Here is a 19940-nt window from a genome sequence, read left to right on the forward strand (position 1 = left end):
CACCTGAAGTACATGAAGGCCCCCTTCCTTACGCCTGGCGCAAGGAAGGGGGCCTTCATGTACTTGGGAAGGGAGACCGGCGCTAGAAGTCGAAGCCGCCGCCGTCGAAGCCCCCGCCGTCGAAACCGCCACCATCGAAGCCGCCGCCGTCGAACCCACCGGCGTCCCCGCCCATGTCGCCTCCGGCGTCGCCACCCGCGTCACCGCCGGCACCCGCGTCCTCCTGGCCCGCGTCGTAGCCCGACTCCCAGGCCGACGCGCTCGCGATACCCGCCATGCCGGAGAACATCGCGCTGAACAGCAGCATCGAACCGAGACCCCAGGCACCGGCGACGAGCGCGGGCTTCCACCACGGCTCGCTGTACCAGCCCTGCGGCACCGGACGGCCCGCCACGCGACCGCCGGGGTAGTAGTGCGGCGTCCGCTGGCTCGGGTCCGGCGAGGCCTCGTAGTGCTCGCCCTCGACGTCGACCGAGCGGTGCTCGGTGACCTTGCCCGCCCTGTCGCGCTCTTCGCTGCCGGGCAGTTCCGGACCGGGGTCCATGCCCATGGCGAGCCGCGCGGCGCGGACGTAGTAGAGGCCTTCGATGGCGGTCTCGCGCACGAGCCGCGCCTGCTCGATGGTCTGCGCCTGCTCCATCTGAGAGCCCGCCGCGGTGAAACGCTCGGACGCGTCCGCCATCGCCTGCTGGGAAGCGGTGTCCGTGCCGGTGAGGTTCATGACCTGACCGCCCAGTCGTTCGACGAGGCGCCGTGCGTCCGCCTTCGCGTCGTCCAGCTGGCGCTTCTTGGCCGCCGCCTGGGATTTCGCGAAGTAGATGCCGCCGCCGACCACGACGACGAGGAGCACGATCAGGAAGATCGCGGTGCCCATGGGTTCAACTCCAGGAATCGTTCGGCCTTTGCTCCGGACAACGTGGACGGCCTGCCCGAGGTTCCCGCTGGTGCTCGCGGTCACCACTGGCGAGGCAAACTAGAACACGTTATAGTTCGGCCCCATGAAGTTCACCCTGTCGATCGCGATGAATCCGCTCGATCAGCTGGGCGAGCTCGCCCGGGCCGCCGAAGAGGCGGGGTTCTCCTCGATCGCGCTCCCGGATTCCCTGTTCTATTCCGAAACGGTCTCGGCCGACTACCCGTACACGCCCGACGGCAGCCGGTTCTGGACCGAGGAGACGCCCTGGGCCGATCCGCTGGTCGCCGCCGCCTCGATGGGCGCGGTCACCGAACGGCTCACCTTCTACACCTCCGTGCTCAAACTCGGCTCCCGTAACCCGGTCCTGCTCGCGCGCCAGGTCAACTCGGTCGCGGCGCTGACCGGCGGCCGTTTCGGTCTCGGGCTCGGCGTCGGCTGGTCGCCGGAAGAGTTCCGCTGGTGCGGGGCGCCGTACGAGAAGCGCGGCAAACGCGTGGACGAGGCCATCGAGGTGCTGCGGCTGATCCTCGACGGCGGGATGGTCGAGTTCCACGGTGAGTTCTTCGACTTCGACAAGCTCCGCATGAGCCCGACACCGCCGTCGAAGGTGCCGTTCTACATCGGCGGCCACACCGACGTCGCGCTGCGCCGGGCCGCTCGCGTCGCCGACGGCTGGTCCTCGGCGATGATGAAGTTCGACGACCTCCGCGACACGATCGCCAAACTGCGCGGACTGCTGGCGGAGCGGGGTCGCGCCGAAGACCCGTTCGAGTACCAGGCCGTCTGCATCGACAAGTTCGGTCTCGACGGTTACCGCGAGCAGGGCGACATCGGCGTCACCGACATCATCACCATGCCGTGGGTGTTCGACGGCCTCGGTTTCGACGCCGAAGTCGGCCCGAAGCTGGATTCCATCAAGAAGTTCGGCGACGAGATCATCGCGAAGATCGGAGACTGAGCATGGGTGTCGACGTCTGCTGGGATCCCGCCGCCGAACAGCCGCCCGCGAGGCAGGCCGCGTTCCGCTCGATGACCGCCGTCACGGCGGGGGACAAGGAAGCCTGGCTCGCGCTCTTCGCCGGTGACGCCGTCGTCGAAGACCCCGTCGGCCCGTCGATGTTCGACGAAGAGGGCAAGGGCCACCACGGCCACGACGGGATCAGTGCCTTCTGGGACAAGACGATCGGATGCGTCGAACGCTTCCAGTTCACCATCCGTGATTCCCACGCGGCCGGGGACGAGGTCGCGAACGTCGGCACGATCACGACGTACCTGCCCGGCGGCTACCGCGTCGACACCGACGGCGTGTTCGTCTACCGGGTGCGCGAGGACGGGCTGATCGCCTCGATGCGCGCGTTCTGGGAAACCGAGCGCGCCATGGCCACCGCCCGCAAAGCCGAGGACTAGGAGAGCCGCTCCGCGCGCCGGGTCAGGTACTGCTTCTCGGGTTCGCTCGCGGTCTTGCCGGCGGCCCGGAGGTACGCCTCGCGCGCGGCGACGGCCTCCCCGGCCAGCTCCAGCAGGTGCCCGCGCACGGAATCGAGCCGATGGGTCTGGCTCATCCGGGTGTCGTCGTCGAGCGTGGCGAGCAGGTCGAGGCCCGCTTCCGGTCCGTTGACCTCGGCGACCGCGACAGCGCGGTTGAGCGTCACGATCGGGCCGGGCGAGACCTTTTCGAGGACGTCGTAGAGCGCGAGGATCTGGGTCCAGTCCGTGTCGGCCGCGGTGGCCGCCTCGTCGTGGACGGCGGCGATCGCGGCCTGCACCTGGTACGGCCCGACAGGGCCTTCCGCCAGGGCCCCGCTCACCAGCGAGACGCCCTCGGCGATCGTTTCCGCGTTCCAGCGCGAGCGGTCCTGCTCGGCGAGAGGGACGAGCGAGCCGTCCTCGCCGGCGCGGGCGTCGCGGCGCGCGTCGGTCAGCAGCATGAGCGCGAGCAGGCCGGTGACCTCGTCTTCGTCCGGCATGAGCCGCCGGAGCAGGCGGGTCAGCCGGATCGCCTCGGCGGTCAGGTCGGCGCGGTGCAGGTCGGGGCCGCCGCTGGTCGTGTAGCCCTCGTTGAAGATCAGGTACAGCACTTGGAGGACGACGCGGAGCCGTTCGGCGAGTTCCGCGGCCGGCGGCAGGACGAATTCGGCGCCCGCCTTCTTGATGGTCTGTTTCGCCCGGCTGATCCGCTGGGCGAGCGTCGATTCCGGGACCAGGAACGCGGCCGCGATCTCGCCGGTGGTCAGACCGCCGACGGCGCGCAGCGTGAGCGCGAGTTGCGACGGCGCGGACAGGGAAGGGTGACAGCACAGGAACAACACCGTGAGCGTGTCGTCCGAATCGGACACAGTGGACGGTTCGGCCGGGGCCATCAGCGCGTCGTTCTCCTCGCGCCGCCGTCGCGCGCTCTCGCTGCGCCACTCGTCCACCAGCCGCCGTGACGCGACCGTCGCGAGCCAAGACTTCGGGCTGTCCGGGATGCCCTGCTCCGGCCATTGCTGCGCGGCCGAAAGCAGGGCTTCCTGGACGGCGTCCTCGCAGGCGTCGAACTGCCCGTGCTTGCGCACCAGCAGCCCGATGACCTGCGGGGCCAGCTCCCTGAGGAGCGCTTCCACCTGACGATCGTCCTTCACGTCGCCAGTCTTACCGCATTTAGTCCTCTGGATGCGGTTGGTACGCATCCAGAGGACTAAATGCGGGGCGTCAGGCGACGGGGGAGTAGTGCGAAGCGTCGCCTTCGAGGGATTCGCTCGGCACCCCGTCGATGCCGAGCGGGACGTCGCCCGCCACGGTGACCCGGTTCAAGCGGCGGGGCAGGTCGTCGTAGTTGTCGACGGCGTAGTGCTGGGTGATGCGGTTGTCGAACAACACCAGCTGGTTCGGCTCCCAGCTCACCCGGACGACGTTCTCCGGCCGCGTCACGTAGGACTGCAGCAGCCGCAGGATGTCCCGCGACTCGCCCTTGGACAGCCCGATGATCCGCTGCGCGAACCCGCCGATGTACAGCCCGCGTTCGCCGGTCACCGGATGCACCCGCACCACCGGGTGGACCGTGCGGAACTTCTGCGAGACGAACACCTTCCGGCGTTCCTGCTCTGCCTCATCGAGGGTCTCCGGCGCCTTCGCGTAGTCATAGTCGTTGGTGTGCTCGGCGCGCAGCGTGTCGGCGAACGCCCGGAGCGGCTCCGGCAGGTCGCGGTACGCGGCGGCCGAGTTGGCGATGAGCGTCTCGCCACCGTAAGGCGGTACGACCAGACTGCGCAGCGTGCTGGCCTTCGGCGGGTTGTGCACGAAGGTGACGTCGGTGTGCCACTGGTTCGCGCGGCCCTGCTCGCTGTCGACCGGCAGGATGGCGGGCTCCCCGTCGACCGACGGGACGGTCGGGTGCGCCTTGGTCAGCTCGCCGAAGTGCGCGGCGAACCGCTGCTGGCCCGCGTCGTCCAGCTCGACGTCGCGGAAGACGAGCGCCTTGTGCTCGTGCAGGGCTTCGGTCACGAACGCGACGGTGGCGGCGTCGAGGTCCTTGGCCGGATCGACGCCGATCACCTGCGCGCCGATCCTGCCGGTGATCTTGCGGACCTCGACCTGGGTGTTTAGGGCGGTCATGCGGCATGCTCCTTCACTGCGGTGCGATGGACGGGACGGGCGAGGCCGTAGTGGCCGCGCAAGGTCGTGGCGGTGTACTCGGTGCGGAACAGGCCGCGCCGCTGGAGTTCCGGGACCACGAGGTCGACGAAGTCCTCGAGGCCGCCGGGCAGGGTGGGTGGCATGACGTTGAAGCCGTCCGCGGCGCCTTCGGTGAACCAGTGCTCCAGCTGGTCGGCCACTTGCGTTGCCGTACCGGCGAAGACACGGTGCCCACGCCCGCCCGCGAGCCGTTCGATCAGCTGGCGGATGGTCAGGTTCTCGCGCCGCGCCAGGCCGGTGACCAGCTCGAACCGGCTCTGCGCGCCTTCGGTGAACGTGCCGACGTCGGGCAGCGGACCGTCGAGCGGATACGGCGTGAGGTCGTGGTCGAGCATGTTCGACAGCTGCCGCACGCCGTACGCGGGGGTGATCAGGGCGTTGAGCTCGGCCTCGCGTTCCTTCGCTTCGGCCTCCGTGCGGCCCAGGATCGGGCTGATCCCCGGCAGGATCTTGATCTCCTCCGGCGAGCGTCCGTACTTCGCGAGTCTTCCCTTGACGTCGTCGTAGAAAGCCTTGCCTTCGGCGAAAGTCTGCTGCGCGGTGAACACCGCCTCGGCGAACCGGGCCGCGTACTCCTTGCCCGTCTCCGACGAACCGGCCTGCACCAGCAAGGGATGTCCCTGCACCGGACGCGGGATGTTCAGCGGGCCGCGGACCTGGAAATGCGGGCCGTTGTGGTCGATCGGATGGATGCGGTCGGTGTCCGCGTAGACCCCGCTCGCCTTGTCGATGACGGCCGCGTCGTCGTCCCAGCTGTCCCAGAGTTTCCTTGCCACCTCGACGAATTCGGTGGCGCGTTCGTAACGCAGCGCGTGCGCCGGCCGGGCGTCGCGGTTGAAGTTGCGGGCCTCGTCCTCGCCCGCCGACGTCACGATGTTCCAGCCCGCGCGCCCGCCGCTGAGATGGTCGAGTGAAGCGAACTTCCGGGCCAGGTGGTACGGCTCGTTGTAGGTCGTCGACGCGGTGGCGATGAGACCGATGCGCTCGGTGGCCCCGGCCAGCGCCGAAAGCAGCGTCAGCGGCTCGAACAGGGTGTGCGAGTTGTAGCGGACGTTGCCCCACAAGGCGACGCCGTCGGCGAGGAACAGCGAATCCAGCTTGCCGCGCTCCGCCGTACGGGCGATGTCGACATAGTGCTGCAGCGTCGCGGCGCGCCGCGGATCCGTGCTCGGATGCCGCCAGGCCGCCTCGTGATGGCCGTTCGGCATCACGAACGCGTTGAGATGCAGGTGTTTCACGCCTTCTCCTTGACACGCCAGGTGGAGAATCGCCGCTCCAGCGCGACGAAGCCCGCGTTGATGGCCAGCCCGAGAACCGACACCGTGATGATCGCGGCGTACATCTGCTGGATCTGGAAGTTGACCTGGGAGTTGTTGATCAGATAGCCGAGCCCGGCCTTGGCGCCGACCATTTCGGCGGCGATGAGGATGAGGATCGAGTACGCCGCCGCCATCCGGATGCCGGTGAAGATGGTCGGCACCGCCGAGGGCAGGATCACCTTGCGGAACAGGTTCGGGCTCGACAGCCCGAGCGAACGCGCGGCCTTGACCAGCAAGGGATCCACGGTGTTCACCCCGGCGATCGTGTTGAGCAGCACCGGCCAGACGCAGGCGTAGACGATCAGCGCGATCTTGGACACCTCGCCGATGCCGAGCAGGAGCGTGAACACCGGCAGCAACGCCAGCGCGGCGGTGTTGCGGGCGAGTTCCAGCAGCGGGTTCAGGAACTCCGCGAGCGGGCGGTACCAGGCGATCAGCAGCCCGAGCGGGACCGAGACGCCCACCGCGATCACGAACCCGGCGGCGGACCGGCCGAGACTCGCCAGCAGGTGATCGGCCAGCTGGCCGTTGAGGATCAGTTCCCAGAGCGCGACGAGGTCTTCCGACAGCGGTGGAAGGAAGGTCCTCGTTCCTTCGTCGAGGACGAACTGGGGAGCGAGCTCCCAGATGGCGAGGAACAGCAGGATCGCCGCCGAGCTGCGGAAAGCCTTGCCCAGCCTGCTTTTCTTGCGTGCCTTCTCGACCGGTTTCGGTCCGGTGTGGACAGTCGGCGCTTCGAGTGTCGCGGTCATGCGGCCCTCCGGATCTCGTCGTGCAGGAGTTCCCACAGCCGGTGCCGGTGCGCCACGAACGCGGGCGCCGAGCGCAGATCGTCGTTGGAGCGGTCGCCGAGGTCGATGTCGACGACGTCCTTGAGCCTTCCCGGTCGCGAGGTGAGTACCGCGACCTTCTGTCCCAAGTAGACGGCTTCTTCGATGCTGTGGGTGATGAAGACGATGGTCTTGCCGGTGCGTTTCCAGATCCGCCGCAGTTCCTCCTGGAGCAGTTCGCGGGTCTGGGAGTCGAGCGCGGCGTACGGCTCGTCCATCAGCAGTACGTCGGGGTCGTAGGCGAGGCTCCTCGCGATCGCGACGCGTTGCTTCATACCACCGGAAAGCTGGTGGGGGAGATGGTCTTCGAAGCCGGAAAGCCCGACCAGGTCGAGGAATTCCCTCGCCCTGTCGGCGCGCTGCCGTTTGGTCAGGGTGCCGCCTTCGAGCCCGAATTCGACGTTGGCGCGTGCGGTGCGCCAGGGGAACAACGCGTACTGCTGGAACACGACCCCGCGGTCCAGACCCGGTCCGGTGACGGGCTTCCCGTCGATCAGGACCTCGCCGGACGTGGGTTTCGCGAGGCCGCCGAGCAGGTCGAGCAGGGTCGACTTGCCGGAGCCGCTGGGCCCGACGAGGGAAAGGAACGTGCCGTCCTCGATGTCGAGGGAGACGTCGTCCAGTGCGGTCAGGGCGCCGAAGGTCTTGGTGACCGAGCGGAGGCTGATCTTGGCGGTCACGCGCCACCGCCTTCGCGGAAGGGGTTGAACTCGTTGGTGTAGAGCTTCTTCAGGTCGACCTGGTCGTTCTTGATGAACCCGGACTGCTTGAGCCAATCCGTCCAGAGCGTGTAGTCGTTGTCGGAGATCAGCCCGCCCTTGGTGACGCCGACGCTCTTCCAGTACTTGAGCGTTTCGGTGTTCTCGTTGCGGCCGCGGTTCTGGATGATCTTGGTGAACCGGGCGATGACCTCCTCGCGTGGCGTGGTGCGTGCCCATTCGATCGCCTTGGCCACGCCGGTGACGAAGGTTTTCGTGGTCTCCGGGTACTTCTTGATGAAGTCGGTCCGCAGCACGTACGGCCCGCCGTTGTAGGGGCCGAACGCCTCGACGTCCTTCACGATCGGCCGCACCCCGCCGCCGGAAAGGGCCCGGTCCTGGAGGACGCCGTTGAGCGCGGCGACGTCGATCTGGCCGTTGCGCAGGGCCTGTTCGGTGTTGATCGGCGGCAGGACGACCAGTTGCACTTGGTCGATCTCGGTGTCGGAGAGGCCGTTGCGTTTGAGCCAGGTGTCGAGGGCGGCCTCCAGGTTCGCGCCGACGGTGTTGACGCCGACCTTCTTGCCGATGAGGTCGCGCGGGTTGCGGATCGGGCTGTCTTCCTTGACGTAGAAGCCCAAGAAGGTCTTCTCGTCGGAGCCGTAGTAGTTGACGACGGCCTTGATCGGGGCGCCGGCGTCCACGAGTTTGGCGACCGCGCCGGTGAAGGCGCCGCCGAAGTCGGTCTGATCGGTCGCGGCGGACTGGATGTCCTGCGGTCCGCTGATCGTGTTGCCGACCCACTTGAGTTTGACCGGGCCGAAGTACCCGAGGTCCTCGGCGAGTTCGGGGTAGGTGACGTTGTTCGCCGAACCTTGGTAGCGGAGTTCGAGTTTCTCGGGCTGTCCGGCGACACCCGCCGAGCTCGCGGACGCGCCGCAGCCCGACAGCGCCAGCCCGGCGAGGAGTGCGGCGATCAAGGGCACGGGTTTCTTCACGGTGGGCTCTTTCGTTCGGGTTCGCGTCGTTGAAGAAGATTCTTCGCAGGCCCGGCGGAGAGCGTCAATTTTGCGATTTAGTGAAGTAATCCGGCTTTACGACGCGTTGGCGAGCTTCGCGAAAAGAGGATCTTCGTAGAGGACGTTCAGCATGACGGCCCCGCCGGCCGTCGCCAGCTCGGTCCCTGGAAAGCTCGACGCCACAACGTTTCCGGTCGCGTCCTGGCAGATCCAGGAGCGCTGGGAGACCTCGTCCCGGATCGTGGAAAGGCAACCTTCGACGTCGCGTACACTCTGATCGAGCACGATGAGAATTTCCGGATTGAGGACGTCGAAGAGCAATGCGGCGGCCTGTCCGATTATCCGTGCGCGTTCCTGGAAAATGGCGACGGCGCCTTTGTTTCCCGATGCCGCCGAATGGAGCACTTCGGCGAAATCCGGTTTTTCGGCGATTCCTGCTTCAACGGCCTTTCGGACGACCGTGCGCTCGGAAACCGTGGCCTCAAGACAGCCGGAACGCCCGCAGCGGCAAGGTTCTTCGCTGTCATCGACCCTTAGATGCGCGACGGCGCCCGCGGCCGAGCGCGGACCGTGGTGGACGGTGTCGCCGGTGGCGAAGGCCGCGTCGACCACGTTGCCGGTGAACAACTGCACCACACTGCTGCGCGCTCTCGGTTGCCCCAGCAGGCGTTCGGCGTGGATGAGCGCCCGCGAATGCCCGTCGACGCGGACGTCGAGCCCGGTCACCTCGGTGAGCAGCTCGCGCAACGGGACCCCTTGCCAGCCGAGCAATCCGTGCTCGACCACCGTCCCCGACGCCTCGTCGACCCAGCCGCCGGTCGCCACCCCCAACCCGAGCGGAGTCCGGTCCGGCGCGTGTCCGATGAGGAGGTCGTCGAGCAGCTCCGCGATCTGCGCGACCTGCACGGCAGGCTCGGCGCCGTGATGCGGGGCTTCCAGCTGTGCCAGCACTTTCCCGCGCAGATCCAGCAGGCCGACGGTGAGGTGGTCGACCGCGATGTGCGCCCCGCACACCACGAACCGCTCCGTGTCGAGGTCCACCGGCACATGCGGCCTGCCGACCGCGCCCGCGACCTCGGGCAGCTCGGTGAGGAAGCCCCGGCGCATCAGCTCCGCCACATGCCCCGTGACGGCGGCGGCACTCAGCCCGGTGCGGCGCGCGATGGTGCTGCGCGCTATCGCTCCTTCGTCCAGCACCACGCGGAGCACCGCGCTGGCACTGGCGCTCCGCCTGCCGGTCACGGTGCCGATATTCGCAAGTGGGTGCGGGTGGGCCTAGCGCTCTCAGCATCCGGGAGCCGGCGGGATTGGAAGGCGCCAGTCGGCTACGGGGACTGATCACCCGCTTTCCCGCGGCCCTGCAAGTCTTCCGGCAACCGGATCGATCCGAAGAACACGTCTTGCTCGTGTTCGAAGGCCACATCCAGGTCTTGGACTGCCTGTTTGGTGACCGCATGCGCTCGTCCGCGGTCAGGATCGGGGTCGATGAGGACCTCCAGGATGTCGAGTTCCCACGAACCGATGATCCGCTTCAGGACGAGCTGCTGTGTCCGGTTGAGGCGCCAGTTGTCGTTCCATCCGTAGAACGCGCTTATGCTGCCAAGGAGCGCGATTCCGACACTGATACCGGTCACGACGCGCTGATCCTGCTTCGTCATGACGCCCTCGTCGTCCGACAAGAGGGCGACTACGAACGGGAAACTGATACTCAAGACGAGCTCTGCGGCCCCGCCGATCCGAAACCACAGCATATGTGCCCGGCCGACCCATCGGTATCGGCGCCTGGCCTCGGTGATGGCCTCGTGCATGAGGTCCGCGTAGACCGGAAATCCTCGCGTGACCTCGGCAGACCACGGGTAGTGACGCCGACGCCGCAGCTGCCTCATCTCTGCGAGCTTTCGTCGTCGTTTCCCGGGCTTCGCGCTTGCCTCCTCGGGTGCCGCCTTCATGTCGCGCTCCTTGTTCGAGTGCTTGGGTTCCGGGCGGATGCCCATGGGTTGTCTTCGAACTCGCAGACCGGGCCGTCTTCATTACAGAAACGAACAGTCCAAGCGCTCCTTCGCTGACGACCGGTGGCGTCTGGTCACCGAGATCCTCGCGTTCAACGACCCCTGCCGATCTTGTCCGCGCTTCTCTGCTAGTTCGGCTACGTCAGCGCGAGGGCCTACTTCGCCTACTTCGGCGTCAGCCTTGAGGTGTTGAGTCTGGACTCAGCGAGCTATCTGGTTTGCAGTCCGTACGTTTTTCCGGCCGGCCGCGGTTCTGCGGGGGCGGCCGGAAGCCATTTTCTTCGGCAAGCGAATCCTGGCCTCACTGCTGGGAAAGCTTGAAGCCAGGCGGGAGCGCAAGGTGGTCTGGGCGCTGGGGACCGCAAGTGTCGCCACCGCCGCGACCGGACTGATCGGACTTTACGGCAAACCGTTGGGAGTGCCCGCGCCGTTATGGCTCGCCGGTTCGATCCTCTTGCTCGAGTGCGCGATGCCGACGGCGCCGCGTTGTAGGGCTCTGCCTGCGGTTTTGGTGCAAGTTAGCCTGGCTCCGCCAGGCGGTCCTCTGCGGCGAGAAGGACCTCCACCTGCCCGGCCCTCAGGTGATGGGTGCGTGGCTCACCGGACAGAAGACCGCGTATGTCCTCCGCTACAACGGTTTGCGTCCTTTGGTAGGGCTCTCAGTATCCGGGAGCTGGTCAAGCGGTCAGTTCGCGGAAGAACTTGGCGCTGCGCTCGCAACGGTCCTCGTACCCGCGCGCCCGGTAGAAGGCGTGCGCGCCGGTCCGGCGGCGGGAACTGCTGACCTCCATGGCGACACAACCCCACCGCAGCGCCTGCTCTTCGGCGGCGGTGACCAGTTCACGCCCGACTCCGGTCCCGCGCTGGGTCTCGTCCACCACCAGGGCCACGATCCGTCCCACGGAGGCCTCCCGTTCGAGGAGCGGGATCGCGACCACCGCGATGACGCCGACCACGCCGTCGCCCGACACGGCGACGAACGCGGCGCCTTCGGGGTGGGCGGCCCAGCGTTCGAGCCGGCGGCGGACGTCTTCCTCGTGGTTGTCCGGGTAGCCCAGCTGGGCGAGCAACGGGGTCACGGCGGGGGCGTCCGTGGTGCGTGCCTGGCGGATCTCCATGAATCCCATTAAAGCGAGGGGCACGGAGCGCAGGTCGGTCCGGCGGCGCCGTCGGAGCGGGTGGCCGCGCGGCAACCCGCTCCGTGCCGGTCAGGAGCAGCAGGTGGCCGGGGTGGCGAGGGCGGCGCTGTCGGTGCCGAAGGTCTGCGAGTCGGCCTTGACTGTGTAGACCTCCCAGGGTTCCTGGCCGGGACCGTGGACCCAGATCTTGTCCTGCACGGCGTAGCAGCAGGTGGTGTCGTCCTCGGTCAGCGTCTCCAGGCCTTCGCCGGTCAGGCGCTTGCCGGCTTCGCTGACCTGGTCGGTGGACTCGACCTCGACGCCGAGGTGATCCATGACCGTGGCCTGACCGGGCTCCCCTTCGAGGAGCACGAGCTTGAGCGCGGGTTCGGCGATGGCGAAGTTCGCGTACCCGGGGCGGAGTTTGGCCGGTTCGGTGCCGAAGAGCTTCGAGTAGAAGTCGATCGAACCTTCGAGGTCCCCGACCCGTAGTGCGAGCTGTACCCGTGACATCCCATCCTCCTTGGATAGACATTCATCGAAACAGTGGCTCGGCTTAGATTGTCCTCTAATTAGAAGTCTGTCAAGATAGACGCATGCCGAAACAGCTGCCGATCGCCGCGATGGACGCCTGTTGCTCGCCACTGGCCCGCGAACCGCTGAGCGAGGACCAGGCCGTCGAGCTGTCGAAGTTGTTCAAGGCGATGGCCGACCCGGTGCGGTTGCGGCTGCTTTCGCTGATCGCCTCCCACGCGGGCGGCGAGGCGTGCGTGTGCGACCTGACCGACGCGTTCGACCTGACCGGCCCGACCATCTCCCATCACCTCAAGGTCCTGCGGGAGTCCGGGCTGATCACCGGGCAGCGGCGCGGCACCTGGGTGTACTACCGCGTCCACCCCGAGGTGCTGGCCCGCCTGTCGGCCGTCCTGGTCCCCGGTGACACCCCGGTCCCGGCATGACCGGCCCGGACACGGGGGTGGTCGGCAAGCTGTCCACCTTGGACCGGTTTCTGCCCGTGTGGATCGCGGCCGCGATGGTCGCCGGGCTGCTCGCCGGACGCTGGATCCCCGGCCTGAACACGGTCCTGTCGGCGGTGCAGGTGGACGGGATCTCACTGCCGATCGCGCTCGGGCTGCTGGTGATGATGTACCCGGTGCTGGCGAAGGTCCGCTACGACCGCCTCGACACGGTCACCGGCGATCGGCGGCTGCTGTGGCCTTCGCTGGTGCTGAACTGGCTGATCGGCCCGGCGCTGATGTTCGCCCTCGCCTGGCTGCTGCTGCCCGATCTGCCGGAGTACCGGACCGGGCTGATCATCGTCGGCCTCGCCCGCTGCATCGCCATGGTGATCATCTGGAACGACCTCGCCTGCGGCGATCGCGAGGCCGCCGCCGTGCTGGTCGCGCTGAACTCGGTGTTCCAGGTGATCGCGTTCGGGTTCCTCGGCTGGTTCTACCTTGCGGTCCTGCCCGGCTGGCTCGGCCTCCCGCAAGCCGGCCTCGCGGTGTCCGGCTGGCAGATCGCGAAAAGCGTGCTGATCTTCCTCGGTATCCCGCTCCTGGCGGGCTACCTGACCCGACGCCTCGGCGAACGCGCGAAAGGCCGCGCCTGGTACGAGACCCGGTTCCTGCCGAGGATCGGACCGGCCGCGCTCTACGGGCTGCTGTTCACCATCGTGGTTCTCTTCGCGTTGCAAGGGGAACAGATCACCGCGCGGCCACTGGACGTCGTCCGGATCGCGGTGCCGCTGCTGGTCTACTTCGGACTGATGTGGGCCGGGTCCTACGCTTTCGGCCGCGCGGTCGGCTTGTCCTACGAGCGCACCACGACACTGGCGTTCACCGCCGCGGGCAACAACTTCGAGCTCGCCATCGCCGTGGCCATCGCGACCTTCGGAGCGACCAGCGGCCAAGCGCTCGCCGGGGTCGTCGGTCCGCTGATCGAAGTCCCCGTCCTCGTCGCGCTCGTCTACGTTTCCCTGGCACTGCGCCGCCGCTTCACCCCAGCCCGCGTGGAGGTCACCCCGTGAACACCCCCGAAGTCCTGTTCGTCTGCGTCCACAACGCCGGGCGCTCCCAAATGGCCGCCGCGCTGCTGCACCACCACGCCGCCGGACGCGTCGCCGTCCGCTCCGCCGGATCCGCCCCCGCCGGCGAGATCAACCCCGCCGTGGTCGCGGTCATGGCCGAACTCGGCATCGACGTCTCCCGCGAATTCCCCAAGCGGCTGACCACCGACGCGGTCGAAGCCGCCGACGTCGTCATCACCATGGGCTGCGGCGACGCCTGCCCCGTCTTCCCCGGCAAGCGGTACCTCGACTGGCAGCTCGACGACCCCGCCGGCCGGGCCGTCGACCAGATCCGCCCGATCCGCGACGAGATCGACCGCCGCGTCCGCGAACTGCTCACCGAGCTGGTCGCCTGATGAAGCCCGCCCGGGTCCCGGTGCGGATTGCGCCCATGGAGGCAGGTCACGCTGAACAGGTGCTGGCGATCTACCAAACCGGACTCGACAGCGGCGACGCCGGCTTCGAGACCGCCGCACCCGACTGGACGACCTGGGACGCCACCCACCTCCAGGCACACCGCCTGGTAGCGCTCGACGCGGCAGGGGAGGTGCTTGGCTGGGTCGGCGTCAGCGCCGTATCCGACCGGTGCGTCGACGCCGGAGTGGTCGAGCACGCCGTCTACGTCCACCCCGACGCCCAAGGCCGAGGTGTCGGCCGGGCCTTGCTGACCGCGCTCATCACCTCGACGGAGAACGCGGGGATCTGGACCCTCCAAAGCGGGCTCTTCCCCGAGAACACCGCGAGCCGGGCACTGCACCGCGGCGCGGGCTTCCGGGAGATCGGAACCCGCGAACGCGTCGGCCGGCACCACGACCGCTGGCGCGACGTCGTAATGATCGAACGCCGCAGCGCGATCGCCGGCACCGACAAGGCGGCCACCTAGACCGGACCCCAGCCGCCCTGGGGGACTCGGAGGTTGATCAATGGGTCCACGATGGGTGCGAACCCAAGCCGGAAGCGGCCTCTGATGTTCGGCAAGGCGTGTATAACGCTTTGTACTGAGACGGAAACTGAGACGGCGGGTCTGGCTCGTTCGAGCTGGTCCCGCCGTTGTGGTGGTGACAAAGTCGGGATGACAGGATTTGAACCTGCGACCCTCCGCTCCCAAAGCGGATGCGCTACCAAGCTGCGCCACATCCCGGCACTCCCCGATCTTCCCGGGGGGTGTGCGCACAGCCTAGCGGGTCACGCTAAGCTGTTTTCGCACCCGGTACTTCGGGGGCACGCGGGTGTAGCTCAATGGTAGAGCCCTAGTCTTCCAAACTAGCTACGCGGGTTCGATTCCCGTCACCCGCTCCACCACTTCGATTGAGACCCGTAGGCCATCTGGCCTGCGGGTTCTTTCGTATCTGTGGGACCACGTCCTGTCCGTGAAGGCCTCCTTCCCTACCTTGAGGGTAGGGAAGGAGGCCTTCACGGACTCGGCGATCGTCACGTTCGCTCCACAGGCACCAGCAGTCACAGCGGCCGCGCGTGAAGGCCCCCTTCCCTCGGCTGAGCCGAGGAAACTCGGCCTTCACGCCTGCCAAGTACATGAAGGCCCCCTTCACTGCGCCAGGCGCAAGGAAGGGGGCCTTCATGTACTTCACGCGGAGACCGACAGCTCAGTCCGCGTTGGCGTCCGAGGTGTCCGAGGGCGTCACGGCCTGTGAGAGGCCGCTGGAGGCGGCATCGGCCTCCAGATGGACCGCGATCAGGTCCAGCAGCTTGTCCGTGTCCACCGGCTTCGTCACGTAGTCGTCCGCCCCCGAAGCCAGCGTCCGCGCCTTGTCCTCCGCGGTCGCCTTCGCCGTGACGGCGATCACGGGCAGATCCTCGTGCGCGGCTTCGGCGCGGATCGCGGTGATCGTGGCGTTGCCGTCCAGTTCGGGCATCATCACGTCCATCAGGACTAGCGCCGTGTCCTCGTGCCGTTCCAGCGCCCGGATGCCCGCGACGCCGGTCTCGGCGTAGATGACCTCCAGGCCGTTGCGTTCCAGCACGGCGGCCAGCGCGAAGACGTTGCGCAGGTCGTCGTCGACGATCAGGATCTTCTCGCCGTGGAACCGCAGCGACGGGGTCACGGGGATCACCTGCGGGACGGCCATGATCAGCGGGACACCGCTCGCCTTGGTGGCCGGGACGATCAGGTTCGACGCGCTCACCGGCAGGTACAGGGTGAACGTGCTGCCCTTGCCGGGGTCGCTGCGCACCCGCAGTTCGCCGCCGAGCAGTTCCGTCAGCTGCTGGCTGATCGACAGGCCCAGCCCGGTGCCGCCGTACTTGCGGCTGGTGGTGCCGTCGGCCTGGCGGAACGCGTCGAAGATGATCGCCAGTTTGTCCGGCGCGATGCCGATGCCGGTGTCCTCGACGGCGAACGCGAGGACGCCGGGGGCCTGGCGGAGCGAGTCGGCTTCGACCTCGCCCTGGTCGGCCATCCGGATGTGCAGGCGCACGCCACCCTCGTCGGTGAACTTCGCCGCGTTGGACAGCAGGTTCCGCAGCACCTGCTGCACGCGGTGTTCGTCGGTGTGGATCGACGACGGCACCGGCGGGTCGATCAGGACGGCGAACTCCAGGCCCTTGTCCGAGGTGAGCGGACGGCAGATCGATTCGACGTACTCGACCAGTTCCGGCAGCGTGACGTCGGACATCTGCAGGTCCAGGTGGCCCGCCTCGACCTTGGCCATGTCGAGGATGTCGTTGATCAGCTGTTGCAGGTCGCTGCCCGCCGAGTAGATCGTCCGCGCGAACTGGATCTGCTTCTCCGACAGGTTCCCGTCAGGGTTCTCCGAGAGCAGTTTCGCGAGGATCAGCGCGCTGTTGAGCGGCGTCCGCAGCTCGTGCGACATGTTCGCCATGAACTCGGACTTGTACTGCGACGCCATGGTCAGCTGCCCGGCGCGCTCTTCGAGTTCCTGCCGCGCCTGCTCGATCTCGCTGTTCTTGACCTCGATGTCGCGGTTCTGCTGTGCCAGCAGTGCCGCCTTCTCCGCCAGATCCGTGTTGGACCGGCGTAGTTCCCGTTGCTGCGCCTGCAACTGTTCGGACCGCGCGCGCAGTTCCTGTGCCAGGCGCTGGGATTCGGTCAGCAGCGCCTCGGTGCGCGAGTTCGACTGGATGGTGCTGACGTTGACCGCGATGGTCTCCTTCAGCTGCTCCAGCAGGTCGATGTGGACGGTGCTGAAGGCGTTGATGGTCGCCAGTTCCAGCACCCCGAGCACCTCGCCCTGGAACAGCACCGGCAGCACGATCACGTTCACCGGGGCGGCCGAACCCAGCCCCGACGAGATGAGCGCGTACTCCGGCGGGGCCTCGTGGACCAGTATCGTGCGCCGGTCGACAGCGGCCTGCCCGATGAGCGACTCGCCGGGGGAGAACCGAAGGCCCGCTTGGGATTTCGCCAGCCCGTAGGTGGCGATGCTCTCCAGGACCGTTTCCTCCTGCTCGTCCTCGCGGGCGAGGAAGAACGCGCCCTGCTGCGCGGACACCAGCGGGGTCAGTTCCGACAAGATCAGCGACGCCACCGACGCGAGATCGCGGTGCCCCTGCATGAGCGCGGACAGCCGGGCGAGGTTGGTCTTGAGCCAGTCCTGCTCGCGGTTCGCGCGGGTGGTCTCCTTCAGGTTCGCGATCATCTGGTTGATGTTGTCCTTGAGCTCGGCCACCTCCCCGGACGCGTCGACGGTGATGTGCCGGGTCAGGTCGCCCGCGGTCACCGCGGTGGCCACCTGCGCGATCGCCCGCACCTGAGTGGTCAGGTTCCCGGCCAGCTGGTTCACGCTCTCGGTCAGCCGCGACCACGTGCCGGCGACACCGGGCACCTCCGCCTGACCGCCGAGCGTGCCGTCCGTGCCGACCTCGCGGGCGACACGGGTGACTTCGGAGGCGAAGGCCGAAAGCTGGTCGACCATCGTGTTGATCGTCGTCTTGAGTTCGAGGATCTCGCCGCGCGCGTCGATGTCGATCTTCTTCGACAGATCGCCCTGCGCCACCGCGGTGGTCACCGTCGCGATGCTGCGGACCTGGCCGGTCAGGTTGTCGGCCATGACGTTCACGTTGTCCGTCAACGCCTTCCAGGTGCCCGCCACGTTCGGCACGCGGGCCTGGCCGCCGAGGATGCCCTCGGTGCCGACCTCGCGCGCGACCCGGGTGACCTCGTCGGCGAACGCGCGCAGCGTCTCGACCATGCTGTTGATCGTCTCGGCGAGGACGGCGACCTCGCCCTGGGCGTCGATCGCGATCTTCTTCGACAGGTCGCCGTTCGCCACCGCCGTGGTCACCGTGGCGATGCTCCGCACCTGGTCGGTGAGGTTGGTGGCCATGACGTTGACGTTGTCGGTGAGGTCCTTCCAGGTCCCGGCGACGCCGCGCACCTGCGCCTGGCCGCCGAGCTTGCCTTCGGTCCCGACCTCGCGGGACACCCGGGTGACTTCGTCGGCGAACGCCGAGAGCTGGTCGACCATGATGTTGACGGTGTTCTTGAGCTCCAGGATCTCGCCGCGCGCGTCGACGATGATCTTCTGCGTCAGGTCGCCCTTCGCGACGGCGGTGGTGACCTGGGCGATGTTGCGGACCTGGTCGGTCAGGTTGTTCGCCATGAAGTTGACGTTGTCGGTGAGGTCCTTCCACGTCCCGGCCACGCCGGGCACGGTCGCCTGCCCGCCGAGCCGCCCGTCGCTGCCGACCTCGCGGGCGACCCGGGTGACCTCGTCCGCGAACGCCGACAGCTGATCCACCATGGTGTTCAGCGTGTTCTTCAGTTCGAGGATCTCGCCCTTGGCGTCGACGGCGATCTTCTGCGAGAGGTCGCCCTTCGCGACCGCCGTCGCCACCTGGGCGATGTTCCGCACCTGGGCGGTGAGGTTGTTCGCCATGAAGTTGACCGACCCGGTGAGGTCGCGCCAGGTCCCGGCGACGCCCGGAACCTGCGCCTGCCCGCCGAGCTGACCTTCCGTGCCGACCTCGCGCGCCACTCGCGTGACCTCGTCGGCGAAGGCGGAAAGCTGGTCGACCATCGTGTTGACGGTCGTCTTCAGTTCGAGGATCTCGCCGCGCGCGTCGACCGTGATCTTCTGCGTCAGGTCGCCCTTGGCCACCGCGGTGGTGACCTGGGCGATGTTGCGGACCTGGTCGGTCAGGTTGTCCGCCATCTGGTTCACCGAGTCGGTGAGTCCACGCCACGTTCCCGCCACGCCGGGCACGGTCGCCTGGCCGCCGAGACGGCCTTCGTTGCCGACCTCGCGCGCCACCCGGGTGACTTCATCCGCGAAGGACGACAGCTGATCCACCATGGTGTTCAGGGTGTTCTTGAGTTCGAGGATCTCGCCCTTGGCGTCGACGTTGATCTTCTGCGAGAGGTCGCCCTTCGCGACCGCCGTCGCCACCTGGGCGATGTTGCGGACCTGGTCGGTCAGGTTGTCCGCCATCAGGTTCACCGAGTCGGTGAGGTCCCGCCAGGTGCCCGCCGCGCCGGGGACCTGCGCCTGCCCGCCCAGACGCCCTTCGCTGCCGACCTCCCGCGAGACCCGGGTGACTTCGTCGGCGAACGCCGAGAGCTGGTCGACCATGATGTTGACGGTGTTCTTGAGCTCCAGGAACTCGCCGCGCGCGTCGACGTTGATCTTCTGGGTCAGATCGCCCCGCGCCACCGCGGTGGTCACCTGGGCGATGTTCCGCACCTGGTCGGTGAGGTTGCTGGCCATCACGTTGACGTTGTCGGTGAGATCACGCCAGGTGCCCGCCACGCCCGGGACCTCGGCCTGGCCGCCGAGCCGTCCTTCGGTGGCGATCTCACGGGCCACTCTGGTGACCTCGGTGGCAAAGCGCGACAGCTGCTTGATCAGGCCGTTGACTGTCTTCGCGACCTCGGCGAACTGACCTTGCAGCGGCCGTCCGCCGACCTCCAGGGGCATCGGCTCGGACAGGTCGCCCTCGGCGACCGCGCCGAGGACCCGGTTGAGCTCGGCTGTGGGCCTGCTCACGTCCTCGATCAGCCCGTTGACGACGTCGACCGCGGTGGCCCAGCCGCCGGGACCGATCTCGGCCGCGACGCGCTCGGTGAGCCTGCCTTCCTTGCCGACCGCTTCGCGGACGCGCAGGAGCTCGGTCACCAGCCGCTGGTTGCGTTCGGCGATGTCGTTGAAGGCGCCCGCGAGCTGGGCCGCGAGCCCGTCCCCGTGTGCCACGAACCGGCGCCGGAAGTTGCCGTCCCCGAGGTCACGAGCCGCCGAGAGCAGGCGTTCCAGGGTCGCTTCGTCCACCTGGCCGCCACCACCTTCCACGGGGGTTCGTTGCCTTTGGGAGTGC

18 protein-coding genes and 2 tRNA genes are annotated in these 19940 nt (G+C 67.8%); 7 read left to right on the top strand and 13 right to left on the bottom strand.

What is annotated here, in order from left to right; genetic code table 11:
- Positions 1-82: 82 nt before the first annotated feature.
- The gene (locus ACFWMR_RS33030) at positions 83-874 is read right to left on the bottom strand and encodes a hypothetical protein (RefSeq protein ID WP_093934571.1); all 792 of its coding nucleotides are present in this window, start codon (positions 872-874) and stop codon (positions 83-85) included.
- Between the two features lie 124 nt (positions 875-998).
- Between ACFWMR_RS33030 and ACFWMR_RS33035 the strand changes: the two genes are divergently transcribed.
- Together ACFWMR_RS33035 and ACFWMR_RS33040 are read left to right on the top strand one after the other, a co-directional pair.
- Positions 999-1874 (top strand): TIGR03619 family F420-dependent LLM class oxidoreductase, encoded by an 876-nt coding sequence (locus ACFWMR_RS33035; RefSeq protein ID WP_093934570.1) that lies wholly within the window; start codon positions 999-1001, stop codon positions 1872-1874.
- Between the two features lie 2 nt (positions 1875-1876).
- Positions 1877-2323: a nuclear transport factor 2 family protein gene (locus ACFWMR_RS33040; RefSeq protein WP_378381200.1), complete on the top strand. Its 447-nt coding sequence runs from the start codon at positions 1877-1879 to the stop codon at positions 2321-2323.
- On the opposite strand, the gene ACFWMR_RS33045 is transcribed toward ACFWMR_RS33040, so the two are convergent.
- The 10 genes from ACFWMR_RS33045 to ACFWMR_RS33090 all read right to left on the bottom strand — a co-directional run bounded on the left by ACFWMR_RS33045 (position 2320) and on the right by ACFWMR_RS33090 (position 12097).
- Positions 2320-3537 carry an RNA polymerase sigma factor gene (locus ACFWMR_RS33045; protein WP_378381201.1) on the bottom strand — a complete coding sequence of 406 codons (1218 nt, stop codon included), beginning with the start codon at positions 3535-3537 and terminating at the stop codon, positions 2320-2322. The genes ACFWMR_RS33040 and ACFWMR_RS33045 overlap by 4 nt on opposite strands.
- Before the next feature lie 70 nt (positions 3538-3607).
- Positions 3608-4510 carry a TauD/TfdA dioxygenase family protein gene (locus tag ACFWMR_RS33050; RefSeq protein ID WP_378381202.1) on the bottom strand — a complete coding sequence of 301 codons (903 nt, stop codon included), beginning with the start codon at positions 4508-4510 and terminating at the stop codon, positions 3608-3610.
- Positions 4507-5829 carry an LLM class flavin-dependent oxidoreductase gene (locus ACFWMR_RS33055; protein ID WP_378381203.1) on the bottom strand — a complete coding sequence of 441 codons (1323 nt, stop codon included), beginning with the start codon at positions 5827-5829 and terminating at the stop codon, positions 4507-4509. Before ACFWMR_RS33055 ends, ACFWMR_RS33050 begins: the two co-directional genes overlap by 4 nt.
- On the bottom strand, positions 5826-6662 hold the full coding sequence (locus ACFWMR_RS33060) for an ABC transporter permease (protein WP_378381204.1): 837 nt from the start codon (positions 6660-6662) through the stop codon (positions 5826-5828). The genes ACFWMR_RS33055 and ACFWMR_RS33060 overlap by 4 nt, the downstream gene beginning before the upstream one ends.
- Positions 6659-7420: an ABC transporter ATP-binding protein gene (locus tag ACFWMR_RS33065; protein WP_093934565.1), complete on the bottom strand. Its 762-nt coding sequence runs from the start codon at positions 7418-7420 to the stop codon at positions 6659-6661. The genes ACFWMR_RS33060 and ACFWMR_RS33065 overlap by 4 nt, the downstream gene beginning before the upstream one ends.
- The gene (locus ACFWMR_RS33070; protein WP_378381205.1) at positions 7417-8436 is read right to left on the bottom strand and encodes an ABC transporter substrate-binding protein; all 1020 of its coding nucleotides are present in this window, start codon (positions 8434-8436) and stop codon (positions 7417-7419) included. The genes ACFWMR_RS33065 and ACFWMR_RS33070 overlap by 4 nt, the downstream gene beginning before the upstream one ends.
- Before the next feature lie 96 nt (positions 8437-8532).
- A complete protein-coding gene (locus ACFWMR_RS33075) occupies positions 8533-9699 on the bottom strand; it encodes an ROK family protein (RefSeq protein ID WP_378381206.1) in 1167 nt (388 codons plus the stop codon).
- 83 nt (positions 9700-9782) lie between these two features.
- Positions 9783-10406, bottom strand: coding sequence for a hypothetical protein (locus tag ACFWMR_RS33080; protein WP_378381207.1), 624 nt, complete (start codon positions 10404-10406; stop codon positions 9783-9785).
- A gap of 737 nt (positions 10407-11143) precedes the next feature.
- Positions 11144-11584: a GNAT family N-acetyltransferase gene (locus ACFWMR_RS33085; protein ID WP_378381208.1), complete on the bottom strand. Its 441-nt coding sequence runs from the start codon at positions 11582-11584 to the stop codon at positions 11144-11146.
- A 90-nt stretch (positions 11585-11674) separates the two neighbouring features.
- Positions 11675-12097: an ArsI/CadI family heavy metal resistance metalloenzyme gene (locus ACFWMR_RS33090; RefSeq protein WP_093934561.1), complete on the bottom strand. Its 423-nt coding sequence runs from the start codon at positions 12095-12097 to the stop codon at positions 11675-11677.
- Between the two features lie 83 nt (positions 12098-12180).
- Here ACFWMR_RS33090 and ACFWMR_RS33095 point away from each other — a divergent pair, with 83 nt between their 5' ends.
- Genes ACFWMR_RS33095 through ACFWMR_RS33110 form a run of 4 tightly spaced genes read left to right on the top strand, consistent with a single transcriptional unit; the run spans position 12181 to position 14535 of the window.
- A complete protein-coding gene (locus ACFWMR_RS33095) occupies positions 12181-12543 on the top strand; it encodes a metalloregulator ArsR/SmtB family transcription factor (protein ID WP_378278011.1) in 363 nt (120 codons plus the stop codon).
- A complete protein-coding gene (arsB, locus tag ACFWMR_RS33100) occupies positions 12540-13613 on the top strand; it encodes an ACR3 family arsenite efflux transporter (protein ID WP_378381209.1) in 1074 nt (357 codons plus the stop codon). The genes ACFWMR_RS33095 and arsB overlap by 4 nt, the downstream gene beginning before the upstream one ends.
- The gene (locus ACFWMR_RS33105; protein ID WP_378381210.1) at positions 13610-14008 is read left to right on the top strand and encodes an arsenate reductase ArsC; all 399 of its coding nucleotides are present in this window, start codon (positions 13610-13612) and stop codon (positions 14006-14008) included. The genes arsB and ACFWMR_RS33105 overlap by 4 nt, the downstream gene beginning before the upstream one ends.
- Positions 14009-14043: 35 nt before the next feature.
- Positions 14044-14535: a GNAT family N-acetyltransferase gene (locus tag ACFWMR_RS33110; RefSeq protein WP_378381211.1), complete on the top strand. Its 492-nt coding sequence runs from the start codon at positions 14044-14046 to the stop codon at positions 14533-14535.
- A gap of 184 nt (positions 14536-14719) precedes the next feature.
- Here ACFWMR_RS33110 and ACFWMR_RS33115 read toward each other — a convergent pair.
- A tRNA-Pro gene (locus tag ACFWMR_RS33115) sits at positions 14720-14793 on the bottom strand.
- Between the two features lie 84 nt (positions 14794-14877).
- Between ACFWMR_RS33115 and ACFWMR_RS33120 the strand changes: the two genes are divergently transcribed.
- Positions 14878-14951, top strand: a tRNA-Gly gene (locus ACFWMR_RS33120).
- Positions 14952-15256: 305 nt separating this feature from the next.
- On the opposite strand, the gene ACFWMR_RS33125 is transcribed toward ACFWMR_RS33120, so the two are convergent.
- Positions 15257-19894, bottom strand: coding sequence for a HAMP domain-containing protein (locus tag ACFWMR_RS33125; RefSeq protein ID WP_449224341.1), 4638 nt, complete (start codon positions 19892-19894; stop codon positions 15257-15259).
- Positions 19895-19940 lie beyond the last annotated feature (46 nt).

The sequence above is a fragment of the Amycolatopsis thailandensis genome (assembly GCF_042723255.1).
GTDB classification, from domain to species: Bacteria; Actinomycetota; Actinomycetes; order Mycobacteriales; family Pseudonocardiaceae; genus Amycolatopsis; species Amycolatopsis thailandensis.